The organism is Candidatus Arthromitus sp. SFB-mouse-Japan (genome assembly GCF_000270205.1).
Lineage (GTDB): Bacteria > Bacillota > Clostridia > Clostridiales > Clostridiaceae > Dwaynesavagella.
Map to the genome: position 1 here is coordinate 258,976 of NC_015913.1, position 13,012 is coordinate 271,987.

Consider the following 13,012-nt stretch of genomic DNA (forward strand, 5'->3'; position numbering starts at 1 on the left):
CATAAATCTATTTATAAAATTAGAAATTAATTATATAATGATATATAGATTGATTTTATGGGGATTTAATATCTATAGTTTTATATTATTATAGGTTAGTTAAACATGTTTAATTAATGTTAAGGTAAGTTTTAATTATGACTTTTTATTTTTACAAGGAAGGAGATAACTATTTTTATAAATAGTTTTAAAATTTAGATGCCAAAATCGGTTCTATGTGATAAAAAGGAAATTTGTGAAAGAGTTAAGAATTTATTTCTTGTAAATGGATACTCAGGAGTAGATATAAAAACTATTGCTCAAAAGTGTAAAATGGCAGTAGGAACATTTTATAATTACTATGAAAATAAGGAAGAGATATTTTGTGAGGTTATAAGTAATAGTTGGAATTTATTTTTGGAGACTTTAAAAAGGAAAGAAGATTTAGCTAGTTTTATTAGGGAAATATATTATTATATTAAGAATAATAAAGGGTTTGGATTAACATTTAAGAGTATACCTATTGAGAAAGCTGCTAATGTTAATAAGTTGTATGATGCAATTATAACTGATGTTGAAGGTATTATTGTTAAAATTATAAATGAAAAATACAGGGATATAGCAAGAAGGATAGTATTATCTTTGTTTATGTCTGTAATATTATTTATAGATTCTTATGAGTTTAGCGATGAGGATAATATTAAGTTTATTTGTAATTTATTTTTGTATTATGAAAAATAAAAAGAACAGGCATTATCTTGCCTGTTCTTTGTGTTTAAATAGATATATTATGCAAAAAGCAATACTTCCTATTGTATTTGCTATTATATCTGTCATTGTATCAAGTAAGCTATTATTTTGAGTGTTTAGTAGAAGTAGTTTATCTACTGAAAATTCATATATTTCCCATAACATTCCACATGATGCTGCGAATCCAAATATTATAAGGATTATAAAACCCATTTTTAAATTACTTATTTTTAGGTTTGATTTATTGCAAAAATACCTTATGATTGGTATTGAAAGTATAGAACATACAAATCCAAAGAATAAGTGTAGATAAAAATCAAATTCTGGTAATATTGAGTAGAAGTTTAAAGTAGTTCCCAAGAATATGGAAATAAAAATATGAAATTGGAGTATATTGATTTCAAATTTATTGAAATCAATTGGTAATATTTTAATAAATAGTATCGAGATAATCGATGCAATTAATAATGATCCTCCGCCATAAATTAGATCATATTTGGTTGATATTAACGATAATACTAATGTTAGTATTGATAATACTAAATTTATTAATTCAAATGATGTCAATTTGAAAATTTTTTTGGTAATCACACTATAAATCTCCTTTATATACTTGTGCATATTTTTAATACTAGAATTGTACACTAAAGATTTTAAATATGCTATAGTTAAATAAATAAGAAAAATAGGGGTTAGAAAGGATTTTGTATGATTAATGAGAACAGAGTATCAAATTTTATTAGGAATATCATAATTGATGATATTAAAAATGGGAAAAATGATTCAATAATAACTAGGTTTCCACCAGAACCAAATGGTTATTTACATATAGGTCATGCTAAGTCTTTAGAGATAAACTTTTCTTTAGCGTCTGAATTTAATGGAAATACCAATTTAAGGTTTGATGATACAAATCCTATTAAAGAGGATATGGAATATGTTGAATCAATAAAAAGGGATGTTGAATGGCTTGGTTATAAGTGGGATAAGATAATTTTTGCATCTGATTACTTTGAAATTATGTACGATAAGGCGATACTACTTATAAAAAAAGGATTAGCATATGTTTGTGATTTAAATGGAGAAGAGATCAAAAAATATAGAGGAACTCTCCAAGAACCTGGAGTTGAATCTCCATATAGGAATAGATCGGTTGAGGAAAATTTAGATTTATTTTATAGGATGAGGAATGGAGAATTTAAAGATGGAGAGAAGGTATTAAGGGCAAAAATAGATATGTCTTCTAGCAATATTAATATGAGAGACCCTATAATATATAGAATTTCTCATGCGATTCACCATAATACGGGTGATAAGTGGTGTGTTTATCCTATGTATGATTTTGCCCATCCTATTGAGGATGCTATTGAAGGTATTACTTATTCGATATGTACCCTTGAATTTGAGGATCATAGACCACTTTATGATTGGTTTGTTCGTGAGTGTGAGATGGAAAATATACCAAGACAAATAGAGTTTGCAAGACTTAATCTTACAAATACTGTTATGAGTAAAAGGAAACTAAAAGCTTTAGTTGATAATAATGTTGTGGATGGTTGGGATGATCCGCGTATGCCTACGATATCGGGATTTAGAAGAAGAGGGTTTACTCCTGAATCAATAAGAAATTTTTGTCGTGCCATAGGTGTATCAAAGGCTAATAGTTTGGTTGATTATCAAATGCTTGAGTATTTTTTAAGGGAAGACTTAAATCCTAAGTGTGCAAGAATAATGGCAGTTATCGATCCAATTAAAGTTGTTATTACAAATTATGAAGAGGGAAAAGTTGAGGAATTGGTTATAGAAAATAATAAAGATGATGAGTCTATGGGTACTAGAAGAATAACATTTTCAAAGTATATATATATAGATAGAGATGATTTTATGGAAAATCCTCCTTCTAAATATTTTAGATTGTTTAAAGGAAATGAAGTTAGGCTTAAGGGTGCTTATTTTATAAAGTGTAATGATGTTATAAAAGATGAAAATGGTAAGATTTTAGAACTTCATTGTACTTATGATCCTGAGACTAAAAGCGGAAGTGGATTTACGGGAAGAAAGGTTAAGGGTACGATTCATTTTGTTGATTCAACAACAGCTATGAGAGCTCAATTTAGATTATTTAAACCTCTTATTTTAGATCAAGAAATTGTTAGTGATAATTTTTTAGATAACATAAATGAGGATTCTTTAGAGATATTTGAGGGATTTATTGAAAATAATGCGAAAGGTAGTATCCCTTATGATAAATATCAAATATTTAGGCATGGATATTTTTCTGTAGATCCTAAATATACAACGGATGATAAGCTTGTATTTAACAGAATTACTGCTCTTAAAAGTTCATTTAAACTAAATAAATAAATTTATTTTAAAGTAGCTTAATTGAAGAATAGTTTTTCAAAAAGTGTTAACTATATAAAGATGATTAGTTTCTTTTGTAGGTGATTTGTTTTGAAAAAATATTTTAAGCTACTTTTATTTTTTTTATGTTTATTGTTTCAGATTTTATTCGTACATAAGATTGTAATGGCTAAAGAAATTAAATATGAGATGAGAGGTGCATATCTTTGTTTAGATGCTATTAATTTAAATGGAGAATTTAATTTAATTGATTTTAGAAATTACATAACACAGTCGTACGACGATTTTAAGGATAGTGGATTTAATACCATATTTGTTGATATATCGTGGTTTATTGATTTAAATATCACAGGTAAATTTAATGATTTACATAAAAATGCATTGGAAGTTATTGTGAAAGAGGGAGTTAAACGTTCATTAGACATTCATGGGACTTTTTCAGATTTTCATTTAAAAGGTGTTGAGATAGGTAATTTGGAAGAGTATTTAATTTCTTTAAGTGATAAATCGTTTATAAAAGATAAACTGGATTGTATTATAAAATTTAATGATATGTACTACTTAGATCCAGGTGTTCATGAGGTTAGGGATTATTTAATAAATGTTATTGTAGACATTGGAACAAAATATAAGTTTGATGGGATTTATTTAGATGGTATTATTTATCCTAAAAATATAGATAAGTATACTTTTAATGATTCCTACAGCTTTAATACATATAATGAAGATAAACTTTCAAAGGAAAATTTTAGAAGGCAGAATGTAAATGATTTTGTAAAAGTTTTGGGAGATAAGTTTAAAAGTTATAAGAGTGAATTGAAATTTGGAATCGGGGTTAATTACATTTGGAGAACATTTAACGATGATTTTAATGGAATAAATTATGAAGGGTATTCTGATTATGATAAGGGTGCTTTTGATTCTTTGAATATATGTAAAATGGGATATGTAAATTATATAGTTATAAAGATTGATAATAGTATAAGTGAGATTTCTGATATAGAGAGTATAATGTGTTGGTGGGAGAAAAAATTTAGAACTCATTTAGTTGATGTATTTGTTCAAGGTGAAGATAATATTTTAGATGTTATAACTACCACTAGAAATAATAGTTTTATAAATGGATTTTTGTGCAAAAATTTTGATGAAATTGATAGACTCAGGGGACTTATGACTACAAAAGCAGTTGTTCCTAGATTTAAATCTTTTGATAGTTATTATACTTTATGTGATTTTAACATAACCTCTAAATTGAATGGAAATAAGATAGAGTTTAATATTTTAGACGAAGGATATGAGAATACTAAAAATATTTTAGTTTATAAATTTCCTTATGATGATTTGGATACGGAAAATGGAAATTATATAAAAGATATATTGCCGAGTGATGGATTGAGTACTAATATAACTTTAAATAAGGAAGATGGAGTTTATGCGATAACTAAACTGAATTATAATTCTATTGAAAATAGAATTGTTTGTGCTTTTATTGTGAATGATGAATTTGGACTTATTGAAGAGAGATTTGTAGATGATGGACCTAAAATTATAAATAGTAATATAGAATTTATGATAAAGTCTTACAATAAAAATAATGAATTTAAATTTGTATTAGAAAAAGATGGAAACGATGTATTAGAAAGAGATTTTGATAAAGATGGCTTGTATACATTTACTACAGATGATAGTGGGATATATAAATTAAATGTGATAGTTAGTAATTCTAAAAATAGGGAAAATATTTTAAAATTTTATTTTAGCTTTGAGGTTAAAGATAAGTATATAGTGGTGCTTGATGCTGGTCATGGTGGAGATGAACCTGGAGCTAAAACTCAAGAAGATATATTAGAGAAGGATATAAATTTATCTATTTGTAATTATACAAGTAATTTATTAATGGATAGTAATAAGGTTAGTATAAAAAATACGCGTATAAATGATATTAAAATAGATTTGAGTGATAGAGTTAAGTTATGTTCTTTTTTAGGTGGGGATATATTTATCTCTATTCATCAAAATGCTTTTGACAATGAAAATGCAAATGGTATTGAGACTTATTATTATTTTAAGGAAAATGATAGCAAAGATTTATGTAATTTGATTCAGAAAAATTTAATTGATAATACAGATGCCTTTGATCGTGGAGTTAAAACTTCGAATTTTGTCGTATTAAGAGAGAATATTATACCTTCGGTATTAGTAGAGTGCGGGTTTATTACAAATAAAAATGAATCAAATAATTTAATAGATGATAATTATCAGAGGAATATATCAGAAGCTATATACAGGAGTATACTATCCTATTTAGGGATTGAAGAAATATAATAAGTGGTTACTTTAAAAGAGTATCCACTTTATTTTATTATCGAAAAATATATATAATTTTGTCAAAAAATGAAATATACTTTTACTAAAAAATATATTATAATGAGTTTTAAGATTGACTGAAATTATAGTTTTAGAGTTTAGGAGAGCAATTAGATATGGTAGTGGTTTCTTTAGATATGTTTTTGAATAGTACCCAGGATAATTTTGTTAAATATAGAAATGATAAATTTTGCTTAGTTAAGGGTAAGCGAAATTCTGGTAAGACTATAGCTACAATTTTTAAAGCGCTGTATTTGAAGAGAAACTATTGTTTTGATTTGAATGATAAAATATTATTTTTATCATGTGAAAATGAAATTGAACAAGTTATAGATATATTTAATTACATAAATAGGAGCAACTTATATAAATCTATACTTCCTTCTGATGATATCGAAGTACATATTTTAACTATTGATCAATTGAGTAATTTAAATATTGGACGAGTGTATACCCATATAATAATTGATAATATCGAAAACTTTATTAAAAGTGACGTGTACAAAGTGTTTTCTATGTTTAAAAATTTATCTTATTCTAAGGTTTATTTTATACAAGATTCAAATGATAATATTGAGAGTGTGAATGATTTAGTTGAGTATTCTCGCAAAATTATTAATTTAAAAGAGGTCTTATATAAATTTAGATATGTAATTGAAGATGATGATCAAGATGAATTTACTCAAATAGATATGGATCCTGAGATTAAATATTTAAATTATGAATATAAGGATTATGTAGATTTTAATACTAAAGAAGTATTTAGATATTATACAAGTTGTAAATCTATATACAAAGATATGGGAACTTTTTTATATGATTTGACTTCTGAAAGTATAGATATATTTTTAATTGATAGATATTTAAATATAAAAGACACAATTAAAATATTGAAAGACTGGATATCATATGAAGAAGGTTTGTATTTTGTTGAAATAGATGATGAAGGCATGAGTAAGTATGATTTATTTATAGGAGATATGGTTTTAATTGATTCTAGTTGTGAGATAAATAATGGTGATGTCGTTGTAATAGTAAAAGAAAATCATTTGTATGCTAGGAAGTATGTGAAGGAAGATGGAGATGTAAAATTTATATCTGATTATAGTATTTTTAGTGATATATATTCAAATGACGATGTGAAGGTAGTTGGAAAGGTATTAGCTTATATAAGAAAGTATAATAATTTTTAACTAAGGATAGATATACAGTTATTTTATGTTATAATATGGTATAAAATTTTTTAGATTAATATTTGAGGTGATATTGTGAAGTATTTTAAATTGGGATTACTTGCTGTTACTTTGTCATTAACGGCTCTTATTATTGCACTTGATAAAAAAGAAAGTAAAAAATCTATAAATGAGCAATGTAATGAAGAAGATGTGGATACATGTGAATCGCCTAATGCAATAGTTATAGAAGAGTAGATATTATGAGTAGAAACTTCCTTAATTTATTTATAGGAAGTTTTAAGTTTTTTAGATAAAATAGGGGGATTGAAATGGATTTTTTAAAGATGGATAAAAATATGTTTTTTAGCATTGTTAATATGAAACTTAGAGATGAGTTTGACAGTATGGAGGAATTTTGTAATTATTATGATATTAGTGTTGAAGATGTTATGGAAAAATTAAATTCCTTAAATATGAAATATCATAAGGATATAAATCAAATTAAAATGTTATAGGGGATGGATTATGAAAAAAGTACTAAAAATAACAGGAATGACTTGTGCTGCTTGTTCATCATCAATTGAAAAGTCGCTTTCTAGAAAAAAAGGGGTAAATAATGTTGTGGTTAACTTGTCAACTGAGAAGTTAACCATAAATTTTGACGAGAAAGAGATAAATCTTGATCAGATTGAATCGTATGTAATTAAACTCGGATATGGAATTGATAAATTGTCAGAGGATAACTATTATGACCGTGAAAATGAGTATATAAGAAATATTTTGAAAAGATTTATTATATCCCTTGTATTTACTATACCACTTTTATATATATCCATGGGTCATATGTTTTCTTATAAGGTTATTGATTTCTTCGATCATATGAGCAATCCTTTTAATTTTACAATTGCTCAATTAATTTTGGTTATGCCCGTTATGATTGTTGGATTTCCATTTTTTAAAAAAGGTATTAAGAGTCTTATAAATCTTAAACCTAATATGGATAGTTTAATAACAATAGGAACATTTGCAGCATTTTTATATTCTCTCTATGAAACCATAAAAGTTATATTAGGTGATCATAGTAGAGCTATGAATTTATATTATGAATCTTCTGCGACTATATTAACTTTAATTACACTTGGGAAGTATTTAGAGGGTGTAACTAAGGGTAAAACTTCAAAGGCTATAAAGAAATTGATGGGATTATCGCCTAGGACTGCCTTGATTGAGAAAGATGGAGATGAGGTTGAAGTAAGCATTGATGAGGTTAAGGTTTCAGATATAGTTATTGTAAAATCTGGAGATAAGTTTCCTGTTGATGGGGAGATAATATATGGTAGCTGTTTAGTTGATGAATCTATGCTTACAGGTGAAAGTGTACCTGTTTATAAAAAAGTTTCAGATGATGTAATAGGTGCAAGTATAAATAAAAATGGATTTGTAAAATATAGGGTTACAAAAGTAGGTGACAATACCATGTTATCTCAAATAATTAAGCTTGTTGAGGAAGCACAGAACTCTAAGCCTAAAATTTCAAAACTTGCGGATACGGTTTCTTATTATTTTGTGCCAACGATTATAGCAATTGCACTTTTATCATTTATATTTTGGCTAATTTATGAAAGGAATTTTGGTTTTGCATTTTCAATATTTGTATCGGTTTTGGTCATAGCGTGTCCATGTGCCTTAGGACTTGCAACTCCTACATCTATAATGGTTTCAACTGGAATTGGTGCGGAAAATGGGATACTTATAAAATCTGGCAAAGCACTTGAGGATGCTCATAAAATAAATGTTGTAGTACTTGATAAAACAGGTACTATAACCGAGGGTAAACCTAAGGTTACAGATTTAATAATCGATAAGGATGTATTTAAAGATAATGAAGAGATGATCAAGTATGTAACTAGCATAGAAAAGGGATCTGAGCATCCACTTGGTGAAGCTATATTGGAGTATGGGAAAGAGAAAAATATAGATACTTTAGATGTAGATAATTTTAAGATTATAGAAGGTATGGGAGTTTATGGTGAAGTTGATGGAAGGAAAATATTTATAGGTAATAAAAAACTATTGGATGTGAATCATATAAGTATAGATAAATTTAAGGATGTAAGTGATGACTTATCGATGCATGGTAAGACTACGATGTTTGTCGTTATAGACGAAGTTCTTGGGGGAATTTTTAGTGTTGCAGATACGGTTAAAAAGAGTTCTAAGGATGCAATTTCAAAGTTAAAATCTATGGGTATAAAAGTAATAATGCTTACTGGGGATAATTTTAAAACTTCATTTGCTATAGGAAATCAGGTAGGTATTGATGAGGTGATTTCGGAAGTTTTACCTAAAGATAAATCCTCTGAAGTTCAGAAACTTAGAGATAAGGGATACAAAGTTTGTATGGTTGGTGATGGAATAAATGATGCTCCAGCACTTATGAATTCAAATGTTGGTATATCAATTGGATCTGGAACTGATATAGCTATCGAATCATCTTCCGTAATTTTAATGAAAAGTGATTTAATGGATATTCCAAAGTTTTTGAAACTTTCCAAGAGTACGATAGGGAATATAAAACAAAATTTATTTTGGGCATTTTTATATAATGTAATTGGAGTTCCTGTAGCTATGGGGGTATTTTATTTATTTGGAGGAATTCTTTTAAACCCAATGATTTCAGCTATTGCTATGAGTTTCAGCTCTGTATCTGTTGTAATAAATGCATTAAGACTTAAATTTATAAAACTGATCTAAATTTAGGAGGTTTTGAATTGAAATTTAAGTTTGTATATCTATTTATGGTTTTAATCATTTTATTAGGTTTTACAATGTCTTGTTCTTTTGAAGATAAGAATTTGCACAAGGTTCAATTTAATAAGGTTATAGATGGAAATACAATAAAGGTTATAATAGATGAAGAATTAAAGGATGTTAGATTAATTCTTGTTGATTCTCCAGAACTTAGAGGGAACTATCCTTTTGGAGTTGAAGCTAAGAAATATTTAGATAATAAGCTATCAAATGTTGACTATGTTTATTTGGAATTAAATGGCGAAGAGATGGATAAACATGGCAAGATATGGGCTTATGTATGGTATTATAATGATAAGAAAGAGCTTGAGATGATAAATGAGGATATTATAGAGAATGGATATGGAAGGCTTGCTTATATATTCGATTCTGCTAAGTATTTAAAAAGGCTTAAAGCATCTCAAGATAGAGCTAAGGAAAGACAAGAAAATATTTGGAGTATAGATGGGTATGTTACAGAAGATGGATATAAGAAATCGAAATAAAGGAGTGTTTATCAATTGAAAAAGATATATATAAATGGTATGAAGTGTTCTCATTGTGAGAAAAAGGTTAGGAGTGCATTAGAGGAGATAGGTGGAACAGATATAAAAGTTGATTTAGATACCAAGACAGTTATGTGTAATATAGATAGATCAAACGACGAAATAGTTGATATAATTGCGGATTATGGATTTGATGTAGATAATATAGAATAAATTTTATATAAACTGACAATTTTATAAGAGTTTTTCTTATAAATTGTCAGTTTTTTTGTATTTTATATGGAAATTTATTGGTGTAAAATTATTAGAAAAGGGGGAGTTGAAATAAGTGGATCGAAGAAGGTTGTATTATATATCATTTGGCATTGTTTCTTCAGTGTTTTTTATTACAATCTTTTTATTGCAGGTTTATTTTAAATATGGTGATACAAGACTGGTTAATGGTAGGATTAGTGAATTTAAGGAGAATGCAAATTTAGTTGATAAGGTTTATCTTGATTGGTGGAATACTTCTATAAATAAGGTATCATCTCAGGGGGCTAAGGATATTTATGAACTTAAAAATACATATGAGAATTTAAATATTTTAATAAGTAATAGTTCTGTATTAAATGATGTTATTTTAAATGAGATAATTATAGACAAGAAGCCACTTGGTGAGTATGCGTATGAGGTTATAGACTCAAAGGATGGGAAGAGGATATTTAAGATAAAATTAAAAGATCTAGACGATGGCAGTACAAATAAGATCACAAAACTTGTTAATATATATAATAGATACAATAACACATCTTATAATATAGAGATTGATTCTTTTGAGTTTAGGTTCAGTTACTCTAAAGATTCAGATTTTATATATTTAAATTTTGAAAATTACATATCGAACTTTTATGATAAGGAATTTAAAATAGAGAGCAATTATTATAGCGATTTAGATGGGAATTTTATTTATAATTTTGGTCATATAAACAAGAACATAAAGATTCCTGTTATAAATTCATTAAGTGCTCAGGTAGATGAGAATACTAAGAATTTATTTCTTAGAGATAATGTTAATTTTACTATTTATAATAGATTTCATACTCCTGTTATAACTTTTAGTGCTGGAAGTTCAGGAGATTTAAAAATAAGTAATACATATAGTTTGTCTAATATTTATGAGAGTGAGCTTAGGAATCAGGTTTTTATATTTGATTCTAGAGATGATAATATTTTTAAGATTGATAAAAGAGAAGATGGATCGGTTGATATTATAAATTTGATTGATAATTACAAGTTGTATTTTGATGATAATTTAATGAAAACATATAAGGCGTATGAAGAAAACGGTGAAACTATAGGAGATAATCTTATAAATTTTAAGATGTATAGAGATCTAAGAGGAGGAAACTATGTGTTTACTCCAAACAAGACGTTTGATATATATAAATTTTATGATATTAATGAAAATAAATTTTTGTCTTATGATTCGGGAACAAATATGTTTATTTTAAGTGATTTTCCATCTGATTTTATATTAACGTCAGAGAATAGAATATTTGATATATCAAATAGGGTATTTATGAAAAAAAACAAATCAAAAGATAAGACTTATTATTATACGGGAGATGCTGAAATTGAAAATGGAGATATATTTAGGTTTAATGATATGTCATCTTCAATTTTAAAAAAGGTTACTTATGGTGAGATGAAGGAGGAAATATTATCTTCAAATTATGTTCAAGTGATGTTTAAAAATAAAGAAACAGGTGAATTTTTAAGTGTAAATCCAAAAGATGGGGATGCGATGAATGAAACATTATATAATGATTCGTATTTAAATGGATATTTTAATTATGAAAAAGGGATAAATGATTTAGGTAAGTTTATCTTTGAGATAAGAACAAACAATGATGATTTTACGACTTTTAATTTATATAATAAGCTTGTTGGAACTTCTGTTAGTACGGATTATGGATTTTTAAATAACAAATTAATTTTTGATAAGAATAAGAATAATAAGGTTAGATTTATTATTGAGAAAAATGATGGTCGTGATGATGAATTTAAAATAAAAGATGATTATGGAAGTTACTTATCTTTTAAGGATTCAGATGATTTTGCTAGAGTTGTATCTTCTGGTTTTATGAAAAAATTCTTCAATATTGAAGATGAATTTGATGTATTTGAAATCTATATGCTTGATTTTAAACAGATTGATAAGATTAATTCGGGGAATTACATATCGTTATCTTCTAAAGGTTTTAATGATAAATATTTTTTAGATAAGACGAGTACTGAAGATAAACAAATAGAATCTAAGGGGATTGATGAGTACATTGTATTTAGGAATAAGGAGCTTATATTTTTGGAGGGGGACTCACTTTTAAATGATATGGTGGGTATTAATAATTTTAAGGATATAAAAGGAATAAATACATCTATGTTTCCAACTACAAATACTGAAAATAAAGGATATAGGTTTAATATATTAAATGGAATCTATTAGTTATGTTTGCTTATAAATTACAAAAAGGTTAAAAACTATTGAAGGCAAATATGAAATATTATATAATATTGTTAATATATCGTAAATTATAGTTTCTTAAATTTGAATAAATTATATGGTAGGAGGGATTGTTTTGGCTGTTGGAAGAGGAGTTAGTATGAGTACAGCTATAGTGACTGGATTTTTAAGTCTTGCGACTGTAGTTGGATTTTCGGTAGGACTCGGAATTGAAGGGAATAAAAGTACGTTAAGAGATACCGAACTTGATAGATTAAGAAGAGAAATAAAGACTGTTGAGGATATAACTAAAGATATAAATGTAACGCCACCAAATGGATTTATTAATTAATATAAGTAGGGGGTGATAATAAATGCAAGTGCGTTGGTTAATTGGAGGGATTGGAGTATTTACTACGTTAAGTTTAGCTGCTGCCTTAGCTGGAGTTGGAATTACGAATCAATCTAAATTAGATGAGATAGAAAAAAAGAAGTTGGAGCTTAATGCAAAAGAGGGAGTATATCCACCACCGGAATCTAGGGTTTTAAGAAGTCCATCTTCTCCTGCATATCCATCACCTGGATATGAAAATTAG

General features: G+C 26.9%; 13 protein-coding genes. 12 read left to right on the forward strand and 1 reads right to left on the reverse strand.

Annotated features, from left to right (window positions below; genetic code table 11):
* The first annotated feature begins 198 nt into the window (after positions 1 to 198).
* A complete protein-coding gene (locus tag SFBM_RS01250; protein ID WP_005807291.1) occupies positions 199 to 720 on the forward strand; it encodes a TetR/AcrR family transcriptional regulator in 522 nt (173 codons plus the stop codon).
* A 12-nt stretch (positions 721 to 732) separates the two neighbouring features.
* Here the strand turns inward: SFBM_RS01250 and SFBM_RS01255 are convergent, their stop codons facing one another.
* The gene (locus SFBM_RS01255) at positions 733 to 1,320 is read right to left on the reverse strand and encodes a hypothetical protein (RefSeq protein WP_005807289.1); all 588 of its coding nucleotides are present in this window, start codon (positions 1,318 to 1,320) and stop codon (positions 733 to 735) included.
* A gap of 117 nt (positions 1,321 to 1,437) precedes the next feature.
* Here SFBM_RS01255 and SFBM_RS01260 point away from each other — a divergent pair, with 117 nt between their 5' ends.
* From SFBM_RS01260 to SFBM_RS01305, 11 genes are all read left to right on the forward strand, one after another.
* Positions 1,438 to 3,093, forward strand: a complete 1,656-nt coding sequence (locus tag SFBM_RS01260; protein ID WP_005807287.1) for a glutamine--tRNA ligase/YqeY domain fusion protein — start codon at positions 1,438 to 1,440, stop codon at positions 3,091 to 3,093.
* A 90-nt stretch (positions 3,094 to 3,183) separates the two neighbouring features.
* Positions 3,184 to 5,418 (forward strand): N-acetylmuramoyl-L-alanine amidase, encoded by a 2,235-nt coding sequence (locus tag SFBM_RS01265; RefSeq protein ID WP_007445792.1) that lies wholly within the window; start codon positions 3,184 to 3,186, stop codon positions 5,416 to 5,418.
* A gap of 158 nt (positions 5,419 to 5,576) precedes the next feature.
* Positions 5,577 to 6,653, forward strand: a complete 1,077-nt coding sequence (locus SFBM_RS01270; RefSeq protein WP_005807283.1) for a LexA family protein — start codon at positions 5,577 to 5,579, stop codon at positions 6,651 to 6,653.
* Positions 6,654 to 6,728: 75 nt separating this feature from the next.
* Positions 6,729 to 6,890, forward strand: coding sequence for a hypothetical protein (locus SFBM_RS08030; RefSeq protein ID WP_005807280.1), 162 nt, complete (start codon positions 6,729 to 6,731; stop codon positions 6,888 to 6,890).
* Positions 6,891 to 6,964: 74 nt separating this feature from the next.
* Positions 6,965 to 7,150 (forward strand): DUF4250 domain-containing protein, encoded by a 186-nt coding sequence (locus SFBM_RS01275; RefSeq protein WP_005807278.1) that lies wholly within the window; start codon positions 6,965 to 6,967, stop codon positions 7,148 to 7,150.
* Positions 7,151 to 7,160: 10 nt separating this feature from the next.
* The gene (locus tag SFBM_RS01280) at positions 7,161 to 9,389 is read left to right on the forward strand and encodes a heavy metal translocating P-type ATPase (protein ID WP_005807276.1); all 2,229 of its coding nucleotides are present in this window, start codon (positions 7,161 to 7,163) and stop codon (positions 9,387 to 9,389) included.
* A gap of 17 nt (positions 9,390 to 9,406) precedes the next feature.
* A complete protein-coding gene (locus SFBM_RS01285; protein ID WP_007439724.1) occupies positions 9,407 to 9,931 on the forward strand; it encodes a thermonuclease family protein in 525 nt (174 codons plus the stop codon).
* A 15-nt stretch (positions 9,932 to 9,946) separates the two neighbouring features.
* Positions 9,947 to 10,144, forward strand: coding sequence for a heavy-metal-associated domain-containing protein (locus tag SFBM_RS01290; protein ID WP_007439723.1), 198 nt, complete (start codon positions 9,947 to 9,949; stop codon positions 10,142 to 10,144).
* A 115-nt stretch (positions 10,145 to 10,259) separates the two neighbouring features.
* A complete protein-coding gene (locus tag SFBM_RS01295; protein WP_014017824.1) occupies positions 10,260 to 12,419 on the forward strand; it encodes a hypothetical protein in 2,160 nt (719 codons plus the stop codon).
* A gap of 133 nt (positions 12,420 to 12,552) precedes the next feature.
* The gene (locus tag SFBM_RS01300; protein ID WP_014017825.1) at positions 12,553 to 12,768 is read left to right on the forward strand and encodes a hypothetical protein; all 216 of its coding nucleotides are present in this window, start codon (positions 12,553 to 12,555) and stop codon (positions 12,766 to 12,768) included.
* A 22-nt stretch (positions 12,769 to 12,790) separates the two neighbouring features.
* Positions 12,791 to 13,012: a hypothetical protein gene (locus SFBM_RS01305; RefSeq protein WP_005807267.1), complete on the forward strand. Its 222-nt coding sequence runs from the start codon at positions 12,791 to 12,793 to the stop codon at positions 13,010 to 13,012.